Source organism: Ancylobacter sp. GW821-FHT10E12, assembly GCF_058809335.1.
Window position 1 is genome coordinate 33,187 of sequence record NZ_JBXASN010000007.1, and the last position, 18,052, is coordinate 51,238.

Genomic DNA, 18,052 nt, shown 5'->3' on the forward strand with positions numbered 1-18,052 from the left:
TCCCCCGCCCGCGCGCCTCGATTCACCGGCCTTCGCTGCGGCGTCGGTTCCTTCCGTCGGAAATCCAGCCTGAAGCCGTCGCGCCGCTTCTCGTGCGAGACCGCCTGCGAGACCGCCCCCCGCTCAGATGCCGAGCTTGCTCTTCAGCAGGTCGTTCACCGCCTGCGGGTTGGCCTTGCCGCCGGTCGCCTTCATCACCTGGCCGACGAACCAGCCGAGCAGGGTCGGCTTGGCGATGGCCTGCGCCACCTTTTCCGGGTTGGCGGCGATGATGGCGTCCACCGCCGCCTCGATGGCGCCGGTGTCGGTCACCTGCCGCATGCCGCGCGCCTCGACGAGGGCGCGCGGATCGCCGCCCTCGGTGAACACGATCTCGAACAGGTCCTTGGCGATCTTGCCGGAAATGGTGCCGTCGGCGATCAGGTCGACGATGGCGCCGATCTGCGCGGCCGAGACCGGCGAGGAATCGATGTCCTTGCCGTCCTTGTTCAGCCGGCCGAACAATTCGTTGATGACGAAATTCGCCGCCGCCTTGGCATCGCGCCCGCGCGCCGCCGCCTCGTAATAATCGGCGGTGGCCTTCTCGGCGACCAGCACGTCGGCATCATAGGCCGAGAGCCCGTATTCGGCGATGAAGCGCGCCTTCTTCTCGTCCGGCAGCTCCGGCAGGTGCGCGGCCAGCTCGTCGACGAATCCTTGCGAGAATTCCAGCGGCAGCAGGTCCGGGTCCGGGAAGTAGCGGTAGTCATGCGCCTCTTCCTTGGAGCGCATGGAGCGGGTCTCGCCGCGGCCGGGGTCGAACAGCCGCGTCTCCTGGTCGATGGTGCCGCCGTCCTCGAGGATGCCGATCTGCCGGCGCGCCTCGACCTCGACCGCCTGGCCGATGAAGCGGATCGAGTTGACGTTCTTGATCTCGCAGCGTGTGCCGAAATCGTCGCCCGGCTTGCGCACCGAGACGTTGACGTCGGCGCGCAGGCTGCCCTTCTCCATGTCGCCGTCGCAGGTGCCGAGATAGCGCAGGATGGAGCGCAGCTTGGTCACATAGGCCTTGGCCTCTTCCGAGGAGCGCAGGTCCGGCTTGGAGACGATCTCCATCAGCGCCACGCCGGAGCGGTTGAGGTCGACCAGCGACTGCGAGGGATGCAGGTCGTGGATCGACTTGCCGGCATCCTGCTCCAGATGCAGCCGCTCGATGCCGACCTCGATCGGGCCTTCCGGCATGTCGACGCGCACCACGCCCTCGCCGACGATCGGGTCCTTGTACTGGCTGATCTGGTAGCCCTGCGGCAGGTCCGGGTAGAAATAGTTCTTGCGGTCGAACACCGAGCGGCGGTGGATCTGCGCCTTCAGCCCGAGGCCGGTGCGCACCGCCTGCCGGACGCATTCGGCGTTGATCACCGGCAGCATGCCCGGCATCGCCGCGTCGACCAGCGAGACATGCGAGTTGGGCTCGCCGCCGAATTCGGTGGAGGCGCCGGAGAACAGCTTGGAGTTCGAGGTCACCTGGGCATGGATCTCCATGCCGATGACGACTTCCCAGTCGCCGGTCGCGCCCTTGATCAGCTTTTTCGGGTCGGCGGGGCGGGCATGCATGTTCATGGGTCGGGCCTGCATTGCTGGATAGACGTAAAACGCCGGTCTTTCGCCGCTTCCCTACTCCCATGAGCGTGCCGCTGGCAACCGGATCGGCCGCTCGCAAGCGCGGCGCCGCCGCTCCGGGGCGATTGCGCCACGTCAAGGCGGTGGCGGCGATCCGCCGCCACACTGCGTCCTTCGTGGAGCCGGAGAGACGGGGGAGCCAGGCATGCGCACCGACACGATCGACGAACGGCTCGCCCTGTTCCGCGCCATGGCCGGGCAGGCCGGGCTGTCGGATCTCGATCCGGCATCGATCCCGGCCGGCGAGCTGCGGGCGGCGGCGCAGCGCTGCCTCGGCTGCCGCGACGGCGAGGAATGCCGGCAATGGCTCGACGCCGCCACGCCCGAGGCGCCGCCGCCGGGCTTCTGCCGCAATGCCGAGACGTTCGGCGACTGGGTCGCGGCCGAGATCGCGGCTCAGGGCCCAGATGCCGGCGAGGCGGCGGACTGACGGCCGGCGCCGCCCGGCCCTTGCGGGTCGCCGGCCGCGCGCCCTTGCGGGGTGCCGCCCGCCCGCCTAGTCTTCCGGCCGACTGGTGCGGCCGGCCGCTCGCGCCCCTTCCGGGGCATGGTGAACGCACCGATTCCGATCCTGCCGCCGTCCTCGTCGCAAGGCGATGCCGTCAGCAATGCGAGCCCTGGCCCGACGCATCGCCGCAGACGCAGGATCGCGCGCCCATGCCTTCCTCTCCCGAAATGTCTTCCTCTCCCGAAACGTCCACCTCTTCCGAATTGCGCACCCGGCTGGATTCCCGCCGGGACGCCAAGTCGATGGCGAAGGCGCTGCGGTCCGGCCTCGCCGCCCGCGGCATCGACCTGCCGCACGGCCAGGCCCTCGACCTCGTCGCCGCCCAGTTCGGCTGCCGGGACTGGAACGTGCTCGCCGCGCTGGTGCCGGAGGAGCCGCAGGACGCCGCCGCTCCCGACCCGATCGCCTTCCGCATGACGGCGCCGATCCTGCGCATCTTCGACGAGGCGAAGGCGCGCGAGTTCTATCTCGGCTTCCTCGGCTTCACGCTGGACTGGGAGCATCGCTTCGCGGAAAGGATGCCGCTCTACGCGCAGGTCTCGCGCGCCGGCCTCGTGCTGCACCTGAGCGGCCATCACGGCGATGCCAGCCCCGGCTCCACCGTGTTCGTCGCCATGCACGGCATCCGCGCCTACCGGCAGGAGCTGATCGACCGCAACTACCCGAACATGAGGCCCGGCGTCGAGGCGCTGCCCTGGGGCCTGCAGATGCAGGTGGTGGATCCGTTCAGCAACCGCATCCGCTTCTGCGAGCAGCAGCATGGCGCGGGGCAGAAGGGCGAGGGGCAGAAGGGCGAGGAATAGCCCGATGCGCCGGCCTCATTCGATCGAGATCAGCGCATAGGGGCATTGCAGCGTCGCCGCCAGCGGGTCGTCGCGGTAGCACAGCAGGCGGCGGCTCACGTCGACGATCAGCTCGGTGGCGTCCGCCTCGCCGTTGGGGCCGGGCCGGCGCATGAACAGCATGCGGTCCGGCTCCACCGTCTTGACGATGTGGTAATATTCGGCGTTGCCGTCGGGCCGCTCCTGCAATTCGCGCCAGACCTTGTCGCCGAGATTGATGACGCTGGCGTCGAGCAGGCGATAGGTCTTGGTCCGCTCGTTGAAATAGGGCGTCTTGAAGGTGATGACCGAGGCGCTGCCGAGCGCCAGCGGCCGCTTGGCGCCGGTATAGAGCGCCACTACCGCCAGGCTCAGCGAGCCCAGCACCAGCATCGCGAACACCGCGAAGCCGATCCAGGGATGGGTGTTGCGGGTGCGGGCGAGATAGATGACGCCGGCGCAGCCGATGATCAGGCAGCACAGCGCGATGATGCCGAGCCCGGTCTCGCTCGCCGCCCGGATGATTTCCGGGCTGTTCTGGAACAGTGCCCCCAGCCACTCCATGCCCGCGCCCCCCGGCGGCCGCGCGCGTCAATCCCCCTCGTCCGCCCGGCTCCGGCGCGCAGAGTGCGCCGCAAAACGCTGCACTGCAACCACAAGATTAGTCAGGCGGAACAATGCAACCGAAGACGGCTCAGCCGAGATGCTCGTTCTCGTAGTCGACCACCCACTGGATCAGCACCCGCCACAGGGTGTCCACCAGTTCCGGCGGCACGCCCGAGGTTTCGGCGCGGGCCATCACCTTCTCGACCACGTCCTCGACCCGCTCGGGCAGCAGCGCGGCGAGCCCTTCGGCCCGCTTCACCGCGATGACGTGCTTGACCACCTCGAAGCGCCGGGCCAGCAGCTCCACCATCTGCGCGTCGATGGCGTCGATCTCCGCCCGGAAGGGCGCCAGGGCGCGCTCGTTCTCGGGCAGGAGCCGCGCCATCACAGCCACCACTTCTCGGGGCAGGTGAAGCGGCCGGCGGCCTCCTCGATCACCTGGCCGAGCGAGAACAGCGCCTCCTCGCCGAACGGCCGGCCGATCAGCTGCAGGCCGAGCGGCAGCCCGTCGGACGACAGGCCCGCCGGCACCGCGATGCCCGGCAGCCCGGCCATGTTCAGCGTCACCGTGAACACGTCCTGCAGGTACATCTCCACCGGATCGGCGCCGGACACCTCGCCGATGCCGAAGGCCTGGGACGGCGTCGCCGGCGCCAGCACCGCGTCGATGCCGGCGGCGAAGGCGGTCTCGAAGTCGCGCTTGATCAGCGTGCGCACCTTCTGCGCCCGCACGTAATAGGCGTCGTAATAGCCGGCGGACAGCACATAGGTGCCGATCATGATGCGCCGGCGCACTTCGGCGCCGAAGCCGCTCGCGCGGGTCTTCTCGTACATCTCGACGATGTCGCGGCCGGGCACCCGCTCGCCATAGCGCACGCCGTCATAGCGGGCGAGGTTGGACGAGGCTTCCGCCAGTGCCACGATGTAATAGGCCGGCAGCGCGTATTTGGTGTGCGGCAGGCTGATGTCGACCACCTCGGCGCCGGCATCGCGCAGCATGGCCGCGCCATCCTCCCACAGGGCGGCGATCTCGGGCGACATGCCCTCGACCCGGTATTCCCTGGGGATGCCGATGCGCATGCCCTTCACCGAGCCGCCGACCGCCGCCTCGAAATCCGGCACCGGCAGGTTGGCGCAGGTGGAATCCTTGGCGTCGTAGCCGGCCATCGAGCGCAGCAGCAGCGCCGCGTCGTTCACCGAGCGGGCGATCGGCCCGGCCTGGTCGAGCGAGGAGGCATAGGCGACGATGCCCCAGCGCGAGCAGCGGCCATAGGTCGGCTTGATGCCGACCGTGCCGGTGAAGGCCGCCGGCTGGCGGATGGAGCCGCCGGTATCGGTGCCGGCCGCGCCGGCGCAGATATGCGCCGCCACCGCCGCCGCCACGCCACCCGACGAGCCGCCGGGCACCAGCGGCTGGTCGGAGCCTTCGCGCCGCCACGGGTTCACCGCCGGGCCGAAGGCGCTCGATTCGGTGGACGAGCCCATGGCGAACTCGTCCTGGTTGAGCTTGCCGAGCAGCACCGCGCCGTCGCGCCACAGATTGGCGGTGACGGTGGATTCATAGGTCGGCACGAAATGCCTGAGGATGTTCGAGCAGGCGGTGGTGCGCACGCCCTGCGTCGCGAACATGTCCTTGACGCCGAGCGGGATGCCCTCCAGCGGCCCGGCCTCGCCGCTGGCGAGGCGCTCGTCGCTGGCCCTGGCCATGTCCAGCGCCTTTTCCGGCGTCGCCAGCACATAGGCGTTGAGGTCGCCGGCCGGCTCCATGGCGTCGAGATAGGCCTGGGTCAGCTCGGTGGCGGTGAAGCGGCGCTCGGCCAGTCCCTCGCGGGCGGCGGTGAGGGTGAGGCCGGTGAGGTCGGAACCCGATGTCATGGCGCTCACTCCACCACCTTGGGGACGGCGAAGAAGCCGTCCTCGGCCACCGGGGCGTTGGCGAGCACGCGCGCCGGGTAGAACCCGTCGCTCACCACGTCCTCGCGCAGCGGCAGCACCATCGGGGTGACGCTGGTCATCGGCTCGATGCCGGTCACGTCCACCTCGGCCAGCTCGTCCACGAAGGCGAGGATGGCGTTGAGCTCGCCCTGGAGATGGACCACTTCTTCCTCGGTGACGGCGATGCGCGCGAGATGCGCCACCCGCCGGACCGTCGCCTGATCGACCGACATCCGAATTCCCGAAGCTTCACGAAACAACCGCGCGCCCTATAGCAGGCGGGCGGCCCACCCCGCAACGCAAGGCGGCCGGCTCCGGGAATTCGGTGCAGGTCCGCGCCGTCAGGAACGGGCGAGCTGGAGGCAGCCGCCGGCGGCCTCGGCGGACTGGCGCGCCGTCGGCATGGCGATCTTGCCGGCCTTCGCCAGCGACTTGGTGGTGTCGGTGACCACCCCGCGCAGGTCGGCGCCGCCGGCGAGCTTGCCGAGCGAGGCGACATAGATGGTCTTGCCGTCCGGCGACAGCCCGGCGGCGCAGGCATCGGCGGCGGCCTTGTCGGCGAAGGCGGGCGAGCCGGCGAGGCCGGCGGCGAGGGTCAGCGCGAGCGCGCCGGCGAGGGAGGCGCCGCGGCGCGAAAGGCGGGTCATGATGTTCTCCGATTGTCTGGTGGCTGTAGTTGAGGGTGGATTCCGGGGGTGCCGATTCCGGGGGTGCCGAAAGCCGTGCCGCGAGTCGCGTGCCGCGATTCGCACGCTTGAAGCAGGCATGTCTCGATTGGCAGGTGTCGATCGGCAAGCCCGGATTGACGGGTTTGGGATCCGGCTGGCGGGATCGGGATGTCCCGACCTAACCGCGCCGGTGTCGAGGCGATCCCCGGCGCCCCCCATGACGCCGGGGATCCGGGCCGCCGCCGAAGCGGAGGCCCAAGCACGAACCGACCGGGTGGACCGGACGGATGGTCAAGGCGACCGGATCAGCGCAGGCCGGGGCGATTGACCGGGCCGCCGAGATTGACGCCCGCTCCCGGCCGCGCGACGGCCCGCGCGTTGGCATTGCCGACGCAGCCGACCGGGTAGCCGGGACGGCTGCAATAGACCGCGGCGCGGACGGCGGGAGCCGGGGCGACCCGCACCACGCAGCCGCGGGGATAGCCGGGGCCGGTGCAGTACACCACCGCCGCCGAAGCCGAAAATGCGCTCGCCGCCAGCGTGCCTGCCGCGACCACGGCACCGGCCGCGAACGTAACGGCCGCACGCCGCGATACGAAAAACGGGAAACCCCTGTCGTGCATGAATTCGTCCTCGCGTTGAGATGATTCTCAACCTCGAACGGCAATGAACGCCGGACGGTTCCGCTGGGCAATGCCGATTTTTGATCGCATTTCATGGCGCGTCGTTTCCATATTTCCTGATCGCCTCCTCCCGGTCGCCTCATCCGGTCGCTTCGGCTGGCCTGCGGGTTGCTGGAACGACGGTCGCGGTGTCATAACCCACTGCTAACCGGGACCCCGGGGGGAGCCCATCCATGCTCGATACGACCTCATGGTGCGCGTCGGCGGCGGAGCGCCGGCCGGACATTGCGGCGTTGCGCGCCCATCCCCGCTTCGCCGAGGCGGCGCGGCAGGCGGCCCACGGCCTTGTCGAGACCTATCGCGGCAGCGCGGTGATGAACCGGCTGCTCAACGATCGCGGCCGCTTCACGCTGTCGCTGCTGGTTTTCGTCCTGCATGCCGAGGCCCCCGGCGCCGGGCGCGGCGGCCTGACCGCCGGACGGCTGAAATCGGAAGCCGCCGCCCTCGGCATATGCAGTCCCGGCCGGGCCGGCGCGGTGCTGGCGGCCTTCCAGCTGCTCGGCCTCGTCGAATCGGTGCCCGACCCGGACCGGCGGCTGAAGCGGCTGGCGCCGACCGAGCGGCTGATGGACATGCACCGGGCGCGCTGGCGCAGCCTTCTCGCGCCGATGGCGTCCTGCATGCCGGAGGGCGCGGCCGGCCTCGCCCGGATAGGCGATGCCGATTTCCTGCCCGCCTATGTCGAGGCGCTGTTCCAGCCGTTCCGCAGCGGCTGGCGGGTGCTCGACGACGTGCCGGAACTCGCGCCCTTCGCCGACCGAGATGCCGGGATCATCATCGCCCTGTCGCTGATGGAGACGGCTTTCGGACACCCGGCGCAGCCCATCGCCCATCTCGCCCGGCAGTTCGGCGTCTCGCGCTCGCATGTGCTCGCCATGTTCAAGGCCGGCGAGGAGGCCGGGCTGCTGCGGCGTCCCGACGCCCGCGGCGGCGCGCTCGCCGAGCCGGAGCTGGTCGAGGCGCTGCACGCCTTCGTCGCCGTGGCCTTCCTCATGCAGGCGCAGGCGGTGCGTCGCGCCTGCGCGACGGCCGGCGACTGAGGCGCCGCCCGCCGGCAGGAGGCCGTCAGCTTTCGACCATCAGTTCTTGCCGAAATCCTTCGGCACGCCGCTCTCCAGCACATGCACGCTTGCCTCGCCGCCGACGAGATCCACGAAACGGCCGGCGGTCGGCTCCAGCATCGGGAACGACCCGTAATGGCAGGGGAGCACCGTGAGGCCCGGCAGGAAGCGCCGTACCGCCAGCGCCGCCGTCTCCGGGCCCATGGTGAAGCGGTTGCCGATCGGCACGATGGCGATTTCCGGCCGGTGGATCTCGGCGATCAGCTCCATGTCGGAGAAGATGTCGGTGTCGCCCATGTGCCAGACCGTCGGCTCGCCGGGAGCGTGGACGATGAGGCCGTTGGCATTGCCGAGATAGACCGAGGTGCCGTCGACCAGCGCGCCGGAGGAATGGTCGGCGCGCACCATGGTCACCGAGAAGCCGTCGAGGCCGATCGTGCCGCCGGTATTCATCATCTCGATCTTCTTCACTCCCTGCAGGCCGAGCCAGGTGGCGAGGTCGGCATTGGCGACCACGGTGGCGCCGGTCGCCTCGGCGATCTGCACGGTGTCGCCGACATGGTCGCCATGGCCATGGGTGAGCAGCACATGGGTGGTGCCGAGCACCGCCACGTCGCGGCTGGATCCGAAGCCCGGATTGCCGGACAGGAAGGGGTCGATCAGCACCGCCTTCCCGGCAAAGTCGAGACGGAAGGCGGAATGTCCGAACCACGTGATCTTCATGGGGCATCTCTCTGGCTGCCGGGGAGACCTGCAACATAGGGTGGCCCGCGCCCGGCTCAAGCCGGGTCCATCGGCCTCATCGGTCATTTGAGACTGGAAATTGGTCTCATCGTACACCTCACTGCACTCACCGGACGCTCTGGCGCGGCTCTCCCCGGCGTGCTAGCGCAGCGTCATGAGCGCCGCCATTCTCCGCATCGACGAGGCCCCGTCCCACCTGCCCGCGCGGGGCGGCCTGATCGGCCTCGATCTCGGCACCAAGACCATCGGCATCGCCAGCTGCGACCCCGACCGGCGCCTCGCCGCGGCGGTGGAAACCGTTGCGCGCAAACAGTTTACGCCGGACGCCGCCCGCATTCTGCACCTCGCCACCGAGCGCAAGGCGGTCGGCTTCGTGCTCGGCCTGCCGGTCAACATGGATGGCAGCGAAGGGCCGCGCGCCCAGTCGACCCGCGCCTTCGCCCGCAATTTCGCGCGGCTCACCGAGTTGCCGATTATCCTTTGGGACGAACGGCTTAGCACCGCTGCCGTGCAGCGCGACCTGATCGGCCAGGATGTCAGCCGGGCGAAAAGGGCGGCGGTGGTGGACCAACACGCCGCCGCCTTCATCCTGCAGGGCGCCCTTGACCGGCTGCGGTTCCTCGCGGAGTCCTGACCATGTCCGGCGTTCTCGGCGCCCTCGTCCCGGTCTTCCTCGTCATCGCCCTCGGGGCGGTGCTGAAGCGGGGGCTGCTCACCGAGGACAGTCACTGGATCGCCTTGGAAAAGCTCACCTATTTCGTGCTTTTCCCCTCGCTGATCATCGTGTCGATCGCCCGAGCCGACCTCGGCGGCGTCGCGGTGCTGGAGGTCAGCACCGCGCTTTTCGTCTCCATCGTCGGGCTGAGCCTGGTCCTGATCGCCGTGCGCGCACCGCTCAGCCGGATATTGTCGCTGGCAAGTCCTTCCTATACCTCGCTTTTCCAAGGTTCGGTGCGCTGGAACTCCTATATCGCGCTAGCCGTCGCCGGCGCGCTGGCCGGGCCGAAGGGGCTGGCCGTGGCGGCCGTCGGCCTCGCGGTGATGATCCCGGTCCTCAACATCATGTCGGTCGCGGTGCTGGCCCGTCATGGCGCCCGCGCCAGCGGCGAAGCCCCACGGGTGGTAGGTCAGATCCTGCGAAACCCCTATGTCTGGTCTTGCGCCATCGGCGCGTTGCTGAACGAGTCGAATGTCGCGATACCGGTGGTACTGATGACCTTCATCGATATTCTCGGCCGCTCCTCGCTGGCGCTCGGCCTGCTCGTCGTCGGCGCCGGGTTGCGCATCGCCGATATCCACAAGCCACGGGCAGCGACGCTAGTGGCTTGTTTCCTCAAGCTTATTCTTCTTCCCGTGCTGGCCGTGTCCCTGGGCGTCGCGCTCGGGCTGCACGGCGTCGACCTTCTCGTGGTCGCGATCGCCGCCTCGGTGCCGTCGGCGCCGAACGGCTATGTGCTGGCGCGGCAGATGGGCGGCGACGCGCCGCTGCTGGCGGAGATGCTGACCATCCAGATCATCTTCGCCGCCCTCACCATGCCGCTCGTGGTCGCGGCGGTGACATATCTTTTATAGCGGAAACTTGTCTTTTATAACAAAGGCTTGCGCGATCTTCCCGCGCAACGCGAAAACGGCGGGCCGCGACCCGCCGTCCTGGAACGCGTGCAGCGCGTGTCTCAGCAGGCCGTCCAATAGCCGGTCTGGCGGTCCGGGTTGACCTCGACCCAGCACTGGCGCGGGCCGGGTGCATAGCCGTAGCGCGCAACCGGAGCCGGCGCGTAGACCACCGCCGGCGGTGCGTCGTAGTAATAGTTCCGGCGGGACGCTCCGGCGATGGCGGCTCCCGCGACCACGCCGGCGGCAACGCCGCCCGCCACCCAGCAGCCGCGGCAGCGCACGTTCTCCACCGGCGCCGAACCCGCCTGCCCGAGTGCCGGAACGGCGGAAATCGGCGCCGCCGAAACCGGGATGGTGGCAAGCGAGGCCGCAAGCGCAAGGCCGACGACGGCAACGCGGCCTTTCTGGCTCATCGTCTTTGACATGAGGTCACTCCTGCTTTCTTTGCCCATCTGGGATCAGACCCATAACGCCATAACCCCGCACCGGGTTCCAGAACGGGATTTCCGGGACAAACGCCGATATCCGCTTGCGGGCGGGCGCGGCTGCGTCTATCCAGCCGACTTCGATATGACATCGAACCCGACTGCCTCCTTCACGCTTGCGCGCCGGGACCTTCTCGGAATCGAGGGCCTGTCCCCGGACGAGATCGTCGGCCTGCTCGACCTCGCCGAGGAGTTCGTGACCCTCAACCGGCAGGTCGAAAAAAAGCGCGCGACCCTGCGTGGCCGCACGCAGATCAACCTTTTCTTCGAGGCTTCGACCCGCACGCAATCCTCCTTCGAGCTCGCCGGCAAGCGGCTCGGGGCGGATGTGATGAACATGGCGGTGGCCAATTCCTCGCTCAAGAAGGGCGAGACGCTGATCGACACCGCCGCCACGCTCAATGCCATGCGCCCGGACGTGCTGATCGTCCGCCACAGTGCCTCCGGCGCGGTGGAACTGCTCGCCCGCAAGGTCGACTGCGCGGTGGTGAATGCCGGCGACGGCGCCCATGAGCACCCGACGCAGGCGCTGCTCGACGCGCTGACCATCCGCCGCAACAAGGGCCGGATCGAAGGGCTGACCGTCGCCATTTGCGGCGACATCACCCATTCGCGCGTCGCCCGCTCGAATATCCTGCTGCTGCAAGCACTTGGCGCGCAGGTGCGGGTCGTGGCGCCCCCGACCCTGCTGCCGCGCGACATCGACCGCTTCGGGGTCGAGGTGCATGGCGACATGCGCCGCGGCCTGAAGGACGTGGACATCGTGATGATGCTGCGGCTGCAGCGCGAGCGGATGAACGGCTCCTTCGTGCCGTCGGTGAAGGAATATTTTCATTTCTGGGGCCTCGACGAAGCCAAGCTGCGCTTTGCGAAGCCCGATGCGCTGGTGATGCATCCCGGCCCGATGAACCGGGGCGTGGAGATCGATTCGGCGGTCGCCGACGGCGCCCAGTCGCTGATCCGCGAGCAGGTGGAAATGGGCGTGGCGGTCCGCATGGCCGTCCTCGATGCGCTGTCGCGGAACCTGCCAAATGCCTGAGATTCGTCCGGTTCTGCTGGCGGGCGCCCGCATCCTCGACCCTTCGCGCGATCTCGACATCGACGGCGACCTCCTGCTGGCCGACGGCGTGATCAGGGACATCGCACCCGGCCTCGTCGATGCCGGGCTGCCCGAGGGCACCGAGATCGTCGATTGCCGCGGCAAGCTGGTCATTCCCGGCCTCGTCGACATGCGCGCCTTCATCGGCGAGCCCGGCGCCGAGCACCGCGAGACGCTCGCTTCCGCCAGCCAGGCGGCGGCGGCCGGCGGCGTGACCACCCTCGTCTGCCAGCCGGATACCGATCCCATCATCGACGAGCCGGCCATCGTCGATTTCCTGCAGCGCCGCGCCCGCGACACCGCCATCGTCCGCGTCCATCCGATGGCGGCGCTGACCAAGCGCCTCGAAGGGCGCGAGATGACCGAGATCGGCCTGCTGCAGGCCGCCGGCGCCATCGCCTTCACCGACGGCGCGCGCTCGGTGCGCTCGGCGCAGGTGCTGCGGCGGGCGCTCACCTATGCCCGCCTGTTCGACGCGCTGATCGTCCATCACACCGAGGACGCCGACCTTACCGGCGAGGGGGTGATGAACGAGGGCGAGCTCGCCGCCCGGCTCGGCCTTGCCGGCTGCCCGAAGGCGGCCGAGGCGATCGTGCTGGAGCGCGACGTGCGCCTCGCCGGCATGACGGGCGGGCGCTACCACGCCGCCTCGCTCACCTGCGCCGAATCGCTGGAGGTGCTGCGCCGGGCCAAGGAAGCCGGGCTTCAGGTGACCGCGTCGGCCTCGATCAACCACCTGACATTGAACGAGCGCGATGTCGTCGGCTACCGCACCTTCTTCAAGCTGGCGCCGCCGCTGCGCAGCGAGGACGACCGCCTGGCGCTGGCCGCCGCGGTCGACGAGGGGCTGATCGACGTCATCGTGTCCGACCACAATCCCCAGGATGTCGAGGTGAAGCGCCTGCCCTTCTCCGAGGCCGCCTGCGGCGCCATCGGGCTGGAGACCATGCTCGCCGCCGGGCTCCGGCTGGTGAATGACGGCACGATGGGGTTGATGGCACTCATCCGCGCCATGTCGACACGGCCGGCCGAGCTGCTCGGCCTGCCCGGCGGCACGCTGCGCGCCGGTCGTGCGGCCGACATCGCCGTGGTCGCGCTGGACGAGGCCTGGATCCTCGACGCGGGGGCGCTGAAATCGCGTTGCCGCAACACGCCTTTCGACGAATCCCGCTTCGAGGGACGGGTGGTCCGCACGCTGGTCGGCGGACGAACCGTCTACGAATACGTGTGAAATATCGCACTTTCCCGCCGTGATCCTCATCGCCACGGCGCCTGCGAGATTCTAAGGTCGACGCCATGACATGGTCGCTGCCTCTCCTGTCGGGATTGCTTGCGCTGGCGCTCGGCTATCTGCTGGGCTCGATCCCGTTCGGCCTGATCATTACCCGCCTCGCCGGCACGCAGGACATCCGCTCCATCGGATCGGGCAATATCGGCGCGACCAATGTGCTGCGCACCGGGCGCAAGGGCCTCGCCGCCGCCACCCTGCTCGGCGACGCGCTGAAGGGCACGGCGGCGGTGCTGATCGCCGAGCGGCTGTTCGGCTTTGAAGGTTCGCTGGTGGCCGCGCTGGGCGCCTTTCTCGGCCATTTGTTCCCGGTGTGGATCGGCTTTCGCGGCGGCAAGGGAGTGGCGACCTTTCTCGGCGTCACGCTCGGGCTCTACTGGCCGCTGGCGGTGGTGTTCGCCCTCGTCTGGCTCGGCGTCGCCCGGCTGTTCCGCTATTCCTCGCTGGCGGCGCTGGCGGCGTCGGGAGCAACGGTGCTCGCCTCCATGGTGCTGGCGAGTTCCGAGCTCGGCTTCCTTCTGACGCTGCTCGCGATCCTGCTCTGGATCATGCACCGGGCGAATATCCGCCGGCTGCTGGCCGGGACGGAAAGCCGCATCGGCTCGAAAGGCTGATCGGTGGCGGGAGCGGGCGTCCACCTCGACGACGAGCAGCGCCGCGACTGGCTGCGGCTGATCCGCACCGAGAATGTCGGCCCGCGCGCCTTCCGCAACCTCATCAACCGCTTCGGCGGTGCCCGCTCGGCGCTGGAGGCGCTGCCGACGCTGGCGCGGCGCGGCGGCAGCCTGATCCCGCCCCGCATCCCCTCGCCGGCCGAGGCGGAAGACGAGATCGCCGCCCTCGCCCGGCTGGGCGGCCGCTTCATCGCCATCGGCGAGCCGGAATACCCGCTGGCGCTGCGCCATATAGACGACGCTCCGCCGCTGATCGCCATACGCGGCCGTGCCGCGCTGCTCGGCGAGCCGGTCGTCGCCATCGTCGGTTCCCGCAACGCCTCCGGCGCCGGCCGCACGATGACGGCGCGTCTCGCCCGCGGACTCGGCGAGGCCGGGTGGGTGGTCGCCTCCGGCCTCGCCCGCGGCATCGACACCACGGCGCACGAGGCCAGCCTCGCCACCGGCACCATCGCGGTGGTCGCCGGCGGTCATGACCGTCCCTATCCACGCGAGAACGAGGCCCTGCAGGCGCGCATCGCCGAAGAGGGCGTGGTGCTCTCGGAGATGCCGATGGGCTGGGAGGCGCGCTCGCGGGATTTCCCGCGCCGCAACCGGCTGGTCTCCGGCCTGTCGCTGGGCGTCGTGGTGGTGGAGGCGGCCGAGCGCTCCGGTTCGCTGATCACCGCCCGCCTCGCCGGCGAGCAGGGCCGCGAGGTGTTCGCGGTGCCGGGTTCGCCGCTCGATCCGCGCGCCGGCGGCGCCAACGCGCTGATCAAGCAGGGCGCCGCGCTCGTGACCGGGGTGGAGGACATTCTCGACGTGCTGCGTCCGCTGGTCGGACGGGCCGAACCGCCCGCGGGTTCGCGGGAGGACGGCGGCGAACTTGCCTATGCCGAACCCGGCGACGACGCGCGCGGGCGGATCCTGTCGCTGCTCGGCCCCTCCCCGGTCGGCATCGACGAACTCGTCGTGCTGTCGGGCCGGCCGGCGAGCGAGGTGCAGATCGTCCTGCTCGAGCTTGAGCTCGCCGGCCGACTGGAACGGCACGCCGGCAACGCGGTATCCCTGATCTGAACGGTCAGCTGCCGCTGTCGGATTCCGCGCGCCGGGCGATGGTGGCGGCTTCCTCGCGTGCCATTTCCAATATGTACTGCAGCACATGCAGCCGGTCCGCCGCAGCGATCCGGGCAAGCTCGGCGGCCAGCGCCTCGATATAGGCCGCCGTTTCGCTTGGCCCCTTGCGGTGGTTGCGATCTTTATCGGTCACGGTCGTCTCATGCCCTGTGAGACGATCAGCCTACCATCGATGGCGGAAGCATTTCTATCACTGATTATTCGTATCGAATTATACTATCTATACGTGCATACATGAAAGGCTGTTCCGGGCCGCGCGACCACCCTCGCCGCCATGCGCCGTCGAGCCGATTTGACAGGCCGGACCGGGTCCCCCATTTTCCCGGCCGTTTTCTGGGCTGGACACCGAACCGAAGGACGTCGCGGGCGCAATGCAGGTCGTCATCGTCGAATCACCTGCCAAGGCGAAGACGATCAACAAATATCTCGGACCGGGATATGAGGTGATCGCCTCCTATGGCCATGTGCGCGATCTCCCCGCCAAGGATGGCTCGGTCGATCCGGAACATGATTTCCGCATGCTTTGGGACATAGATCCCAAGGCACAGAAGCGCCTTTCCGACATCGCCCGCGCGGTGAAGGGTGCCGACGGCCTTATCCTCGCCACCGACCCGGATCGGGAAGGCGAGGCGATCTCGTGGCACGTGCTTGAAATCCTTAAGGAAAAGCGCGCGATCAAGGATCAGCCGGTCTCCCGCGTCGTCTTCAACGCCATTACCAAGCAGGCAGTGCTGGAGGCGATGAAGCACCCGCGCATGATCGACGCCGCGCTGGTCGACGCCTATCTCGCCCGCCGTGCCCTCGACTATCTCGTCGGCTTCACCCTGTCGCCGGTGCTGTGGCGCAAGCTGCCGGGCGCCCGCTCGGCGGGCCGCGTGCAGTCGGTGGCGCTGCGGCTTGTCTGCGACCGCGAGCGCGAAATCGAGACATTCGTTCGCCGGGAATATTGGTCGATCGCCGCCAAGCTGGCGACGCCGCGCAACGATGTGTTCGAGGCCCGGCTCGTCGGCGCCGACGGCAAGAAGATCGGCCGGCTCGATGTCGGCACCGCGTCGGAAGCCGCCGCCTTCCGAGCGGCGCTCGAAAGCGCGAATTACGTGGTGCGCTCGGTCGAAGCCAAGCCGGCCCGCCGGCATCCCTACCCGCCGTTCACAACCTCTACGTTGCAGCAGGAGGCGAGCCGCAAGCTGGGGCTGGCCCCCGCCATCACCATGCGCATCGCGCAGCGGCTCTACGAGGGCGTCGACATTGGTGGTGAGACCGTCGGCCTGATCACCTATATGCGTACCGACGGCGTCGACATGGCGCCGGAAGCGGTTGCGTCGGCGCGTTCGGTGATCGGGCACGAGTATGGCGACCGCTACGTTCCCTCCGCGCCGCGCAAATATACCGCCAAGGCCAAGAACGCCCAAGAAGCGCACGAAGCCGTCCGCCCCACCGAACTCACCCGCCTCCCAAAGGACGTCGCCCGCTATCTCGAAGGCGATCAGGCCAAGCTCTATGAGCTGATCTGGCTGCGCACCATCGCCAGCCAGATGGAATCGGCCGAGCTGGAGCGCACCACCGTCGACATCGACGCGAAGGTGAGCGGCCGGGCGCTGGAGCTGCGCGCCACCGGCTCGGTGGTGAAGTTCGACGGCTTCCTCACGCTCTATCGCGAAGGCCGCGACGACGAGGAGGAGGACGACGAGAATCGCCGCCTGCCCTCGATGTCGGCCAATGAGACGCTCGCCAACAAGGGCATCGCCACCGACCAGCACTTCACCGAACCGCCGCCGCGCTACTCGGAAGCCTCGCTGGTCAAGCGCATGGAAGAACTCGGCATCGGCCGGCCCTCGACCTATGCCTCGGTGCTCGCGGTGCTGCGCGACCGCGAATATGTGAAGCTCGACAAGCGCCGGCTGGTGCCGGAGGACAAGGGGCGGCTCGTCACCGCCTTCCTCGAGAGCTTTTTCGACCGCTATGTCGAATACGACTTCACCGCCGACCTCGAGGAGAAGCTCGACCGCATCTCCGCCGCCGAGCTGGACTGGAAGCAGGTCCTGCGCGACTTCTGGCGCGAGTTCGCGGCCGCCGTGGGCGAGACCAAGGATCTGCGCGTCTCGGAGGTGATCGAGAGGCTCGACGAGCTGCTGACCGCCCATATCTTCCCGCCGAAGGAAGACGGCAGCGACCCGCGCCTGTGCCCCACCTGCGGCACCGGGCGCCTGTCTCTGAAAGTCGGCAAGTTCGGCGCCTTCATCGGCTGCTCGAACTATCCCGAGTGCAAATACACCCGCCCGCTGGCGGTTCAGTCCGGCGAGAATGGCGAGGCCGAGACCAACGGCACCCGCGTGCTCGGCACCGATCCCGTCACCGGGTTCGAGGTCACGGTGCGCGACGGCCGCTTCGGCGTCTATCTCCAACTCGGCGAGGGCAAGGACGGCGAGAAGCCCAAGCGCTCCAGCCTGCCCAAGGGTCTCGCGCCCGCCGATGTCGATCTCGAGACTGCGCTGGCGCTGCTGGCGCTGCCGCGCGAGATCGGCGCGCATCCCGATACCGGCGAGAAGATCCTGGCCGGCATCGGCAAGTTCGGCCCCTATGTCCAGAACGGCAAGACCTACGCCAATCTCGACGCCGGCGACGATGTGCTTTCCATCGGCATCAACCGCGCGGTGGCACTGATCGCCGACAAGCAGAACAAGGGACCGCGGCGCGGCGGCGCGGCGGCGGGCGGGCGCGAGCTCGGCGAGCACCCGACGCTCGGCGGGCCGGTATCCGTGCGTCCGGGCCGGTTCGGGCCTTACGTGAACCATGGCAAGGTCAATGCCACGCTGCCCAAGAGCCTCGATCCCGCAGCCGTCACCATGGAGCAGGCGGTGGAGCTGATCACCGCCAAGGCCGGTTCCGCCCCCGCCAAGCCGGTACGCCGCACCGCCGCCAAGGCCAGCACGAGCGACAAGCCCGCGCCCGCCAAGAAGGCCCCGGCGAAGAAGAGCCCCGCAAAGGCGCCGGCAAAGCGGAAAGTGGCCCCAGGCGAGTAAGCGACCAAAGGCGAGTAGCGACGACGCGCGCCTCCGGTCCGGGAGGCGCGCTCCGGCTATGCCGGCGA

The 18,052-nt window shown here is 69.1% G+C and carries 20 protein-coding genes; 10 read left to right on the top strand and 10 right to left on the bottom strand.

Annotation, left to right across the window (positions count from 1 at the left end):
• Nucleotides 1-123: 123 nt before the first annotated feature.
• Nucleotides 124-1,599: an Asp-tRNA(Asn)/Glu-tRNA(Gln) amidotransferase subunit GatB gene (gene gatB, locus AC1RU4_RS10865; protein ID WP_492891097.1), complete on the bottom strand. Its 1,476-nt coding sequence runs from the start codon at nucleotides 1,597-1,599 to the stop codon at nucleotides 124-126.
• Nucleotides 1,600-1,804: 205 nt separating this feature from the next.
• Between gatB and AC1RU4_RS10870 the strand changes: the two genes are divergently transcribed.
• Nucleotides 1,805-2,089 (top strand): DUF6455 family protein, encoded by a 285-nt coding sequence (locus AC1RU4_RS10870; protein WP_492891098.1) that lies wholly within the window; start codon nucleotides 1,805-1,807, stop codon nucleotides 2,087-2,089.
• Between the two features lie 245 nt (nucleotides 2,090-2,334).
• A complete protein-coding gene (locus AC1RU4_RS10875) occupies nucleotides 2,335-2,970 on the top strand; it encodes a glyoxalase superfamily protein (protein ID WP_492891348.1) in 636 nt (211 codons plus the stop codon).
• A 15-nt stretch (nucleotides 2,971-2,985) separates the two neighbouring features.
• Here AC1RU4_RS10875 and AC1RU4_RS10880 read toward each other — a convergent pair whose 3' ends face one another.
• The 6 genes from AC1RU4_RS10880 to AC1RU4_RS10905 all read right to left on the bottom strand — a co-directional run bounded on the left by AC1RU4_RS10880 (nucleotide 2,986) and on the right by AC1RU4_RS10905 (nucleotide 6,820).
• Entirely contained in the window at nucleotides 2,986-3,552 is a 567-nt protein-coding gene (locus AC1RU4_RS10880; RefSeq protein ID WP_492891099.1) for a hypothetical protein, read from the bottom strand.
• Between the two features lie 130 nt (nucleotides 3,553-3,682).
• Nucleotides 3,683-3,979 carry a chorismate mutase gene (locus AC1RU4_RS10885; protein WP_492891100.1) on the bottom strand — a complete coding sequence of 99 codons (297 nt, stop codon included), beginning with the start codon at nucleotides 3,977-3,979 and terminating at the stop codon, nucleotides 3,683-3,685.
• Nucleotides 3,979-5,469: an Asp-tRNA(Asn)/Glu-tRNA(Gln) amidotransferase subunit GatA gene (gene gatA, locus AC1RU4_RS10890; protein WP_492891101.1), complete on the bottom strand. Its 1,491-nt coding sequence runs from the start codon at nucleotides 5,467-5,469 to the stop codon at nucleotides 3,979-3,981. The genes AC1RU4_RS10885 and gatA overlap by 1 nt, the downstream gene beginning before the upstream one ends.
• A gap of 5 nt (nucleotides 5,470-5,474) precedes the next feature.
• The gene (gene gatC / locus AC1RU4_RS10895; protein ID WP_492891102.1) at nucleotides 5,475-5,762 is read right to left on the bottom strand and encodes an Asp-tRNA(Asn)/Glu-tRNA(Gln) amidotransferase subunit GatC; all 288 of its coding nucleotides are present in this window, start codon (nucleotides 5,760-5,762) and stop codon (nucleotides 5,475-5,477) included.
• Between the two features lie 108 nt (nucleotides 5,763-5,870).
• Nucleotides 5,871-6,176 (bottom strand): hypothetical protein, encoded by a 306-nt coding sequence (locus tag AC1RU4_RS10900; protein WP_492891103.1) that lies wholly within the window; start codon nucleotides 6,174-6,176, stop codon nucleotides 5,871-5,873.
• A gap of 326 nt (nucleotides 6,177-6,502) precedes the next feature.
• Entirely contained in the window at nucleotides 6,503-6,820 is a 318-nt protein-coding gene (locus AC1RU4_RS10905; RefSeq protein WP_492891104.1) for a hypothetical protein, read from the bottom strand.
• A gap of 233 nt (nucleotides 6,821-7,053) precedes the next feature.
• Here AC1RU4_RS10905 and AC1RU4_RS10910 point away from each other — a divergent pair, with 233 nt between their 5' ends.
• Nucleotides 7,054-7,920 carry a hypothetical protein gene (locus AC1RU4_RS10910; protein WP_492891105.1) on the top strand — a complete coding sequence of 289 codons (867 nt, stop codon included), beginning with the start codon at nucleotides 7,054-7,056 and terminating at the stop codon, nucleotides 7,918-7,920.
• Between the two features lie 39 nt (nucleotides 7,921-7,959).
• Here AC1RU4_RS10910 and AC1RU4_RS10915 read toward each other — a convergent pair whose 3' ends face one another.
• On the bottom strand, nucleotides 7,960-8,664 hold the full coding sequence (locus AC1RU4_RS10915; RefSeq protein WP_492891106.1) for a metal-dependent hydrolase: 705 nt from the start codon (nucleotides 8,662-8,664) through the stop codon (nucleotides 7,960-7,962).
• Nucleotides 8,665-8,839: 175 nt separating this feature from the next.
• Between AC1RU4_RS10915 and ruvX the strand changes: the two genes are divergently transcribed.
• Together ruvX and AC1RU4_RS10925 are read left to right on the top strand one after the other, a co-directional pair.
• Entirely contained in the window at nucleotides 8,840-9,319 is a 480-nt protein-coding gene (gene ruvX / locus AC1RU4_RS10920) for a Holliday junction resolvase RuvX (protein WP_492891107.1), read from the top strand.
• Between the two features lie 2 nt (nucleotides 9,320-9,321).
• Entirely contained in the window at nucleotides 9,322-10,257 is a 936-nt protein-coding gene (locus tag AC1RU4_RS10925) for an AEC family transporter (RefSeq protein ID WP_492891108.1), read from the top strand.
• A 101-nt stretch (nucleotides 10,258-10,358) separates the two neighbouring features.
• On the opposite strand, the gene AC1RU4_RS10930 is transcribed toward AC1RU4_RS10925, so the two are convergent.
• Nucleotides 10,359-10,724, bottom strand: a complete 366-nt coding sequence (locus AC1RU4_RS10930) for a hypothetical protein (protein WP_492891109.1) — start codon at nucleotides 10,722-10,724, stop codon at nucleotides 10,359-10,361.
• 145 nt (nucleotides 10,725-10,869) lie between these two features.
• Between AC1RU4_RS10930 and AC1RU4_RS10935 the strand changes: the two genes are divergently transcribed.
• The 4 genes from AC1RU4_RS10935 to dprA all read left to right on the top strand — a co-directional run bounded on the left by AC1RU4_RS10935 (nucleotide 10,870) and on the right by dprA (nucleotide 14,901).
• Nucleotides 10,870-11,823: an aspartate carbamoyltransferase catalytic subunit gene (locus AC1RU4_RS10935; RefSeq protein ID WP_492891110.1), complete on the top strand. Its 954-nt coding sequence runs from the start codon at nucleotides 10,870-10,872 to the stop codon at nucleotides 11,821-11,823.
• Entirely contained in the window at nucleotides 11,816-13,114 is a 1,299-nt protein-coding gene (locus AC1RU4_RS10940; protein ID WP_492891111.1) for a dihydroorotase, read from the top strand. Before AC1RU4_RS10935 ends, AC1RU4_RS10940 begins: the two co-directional genes overlap by 8 nt.
• A gap of 65 nt (nucleotides 13,115-13,179) precedes the next feature.
• The gene (gene plsY / locus AC1RU4_RS10945) at nucleotides 13,180-13,785 is read left to right on the top strand and encodes a glycerol-3-phosphate 1-O-acyltransferase PlsY (protein WP_492891112.1); all 606 of its coding nucleotides are present in this window, start codon (nucleotides 13,180-13,182) and stop codon (nucleotides 13,783-13,785) included.
• A 3-nt stretch (nucleotides 13,786-13,788) separates the two neighbouring features.
• Nucleotides 13,789-14,901 carry a DNA-processing protein DprA gene (dprA, locus tag AC1RU4_RS10950; protein WP_492891113.1) on the top strand — a complete coding sequence of 371 codons (1,113 nt, stop codon included), beginning with the start codon at nucleotides 13,789-13,791 and terminating at the stop codon, nucleotides 14,899-14,901.
• A gap of 4 nt (nucleotides 14,902-14,905) precedes the next feature.
• On the opposite strand, the gene AC1RU4_RS10955 is transcribed toward dprA, so the two are convergent.
• Nucleotides 14,906-15,094 carry a hypothetical protein gene (locus tag AC1RU4_RS10955; protein WP_492891114.1) on the bottom strand — a complete coding sequence of 63 codons (189 nt, stop codon included), beginning with the start codon at nucleotides 15,092-15,094 and terminating at the stop codon, nucleotides 14,906-14,908.
• A 238-nt stretch (nucleotides 15,095-15,332) separates the two neighbouring features.
• On the opposite strand from AC1RU4_RS10955, the gene topA reads away from it, so the two are divergent.
• Entirely contained in the window at nucleotides 15,333-17,984 is a 2,652-nt protein-coding gene (gene topA / locus AC1RU4_RS10960; RefSeq protein WP_492891115.1) for a type I DNA topoisomerase, read from the top strand.
• The last annotated feature ends 68 nt before the right edge of the window (nucleotides 17,985-18,052 follow it).

Coding starts and splice junctions, on each gene's coding strand:
- gatB (WP_492891097.1), bottom strand. CDS start 1,599: ATGAACATGCATGCCCGCCCCGCCGACCCGAAAAAGCTGATCAAGGGC.
- AC1RU4_RS10870 (WP_492891098.1), top strand. CDS start 1,805: ATGCGCACCGACACGATCGACGAACGGCTCGCCCTGTTCCGCGCCATG.
- AC1RU4_RS10875 (WP_492891348.1), top strand. CDS start 2,335: ATGTCTTCCTCTCCCGAAACGTCCACCTCTTCCGAATTGCGCACCCGG.
- AC1RU4_RS10880 (WP_492891099.1), bottom strand. CDS start 3,552: ATGGAGTGGCTGGGGGCACTGTTCCAGAACAGCCCGGAAATCATCCGG.
- AC1RU4_RS10885 (WP_492891100.1), bottom strand. CDS start 3,979: ATGGCGCGGCTCCTGCCCGAGAACGAGCGCGCCCTGGCGCCCTTCCGG.
- gatA (WP_492891101.1), bottom strand. CDS start 5,469: ATGACATCGGGTTCCGACCTCACCGGCCTCACCCTCACCGCCGCCCGC.
- gatC (WP_492891102.1), bottom strand. CDS start 5,762: ATGTCGGTCGATCAGGCGACGGTCCGGCGGGTGGCGCATCTCGCGCGC.
- AC1RU4_RS10900 (WP_492891103.1), bottom strand. CDS start 6,176: ATGACCCGCCTTTCGCGCCGCGGCGCCTCCCTCGCCGGCGCGCTCGCG.
- AC1RU4_RS10905 (WP_492891104.1), bottom strand. CDS start 6,820: ATGCACGACAGGGGTTTCCCGTTTTTCGTATCGCGGCGTGCGGCCGTT.
- AC1RU4_RS10910 (WP_492891105.1), top strand. CDS start 7,054: ATGCTCGATACGACCTCATGGTGCGCGTCGGCGGCGGAGCGCCGGCCG.
- AC1RU4_RS10915 (WP_492891106.1), bottom strand. CDS start 8,664: ATGAAGATCACGTGGTTCGGACATTCCGCCTTCCGTCTCGACTTTGCC.
- ruvX (WP_492891107.1), top strand. CDS start 8,840: ATGAGCGCCGCCATTCTCCGCATCGACGAGGCCCCGTCCCACCTGCCC.
- AC1RU4_RS10925 (WP_492891108.1), top strand. CDS start 9,322: ATGTCCGGCGTTCTCGGCGCCCTCGTCCCGGTCTTCCTCGTCATCGCC.
- AC1RU4_RS10930 (WP_492891109.1), bottom strand. CDS start 10,724: ATGTCAAAGACGATGAGCCAGAAAGGCCGCGTTGCCGTCGTCGGCCTT.
- AC1RU4_RS10935 (WP_492891110.1), top strand. CDS start 10,870: ATGACATCGAACCCGACTGCCTCCTTCACGCTTGCGCGCCGGGACCTT.
- AC1RU4_RS10940 (WP_492891111.1), top strand. CDS start 11,816: ATGCCTGAGATTCGTCCGGTTCTGCTGGCGGGCGCCCGCATCCTCGAC.
- plsY (WP_492891112.1), top strand. CDS start 13,180: ATGACATGGTCGCTGCCTCTCCTGTCGGGATTGCTTGCGCTGGCGCTC.
- topA (WP_492891115.1), top strand. CDS start 15,333: ATGCAGGTCGTCATCGTCGAATCACCTGCCAAGGCGAAGACGATCAAC.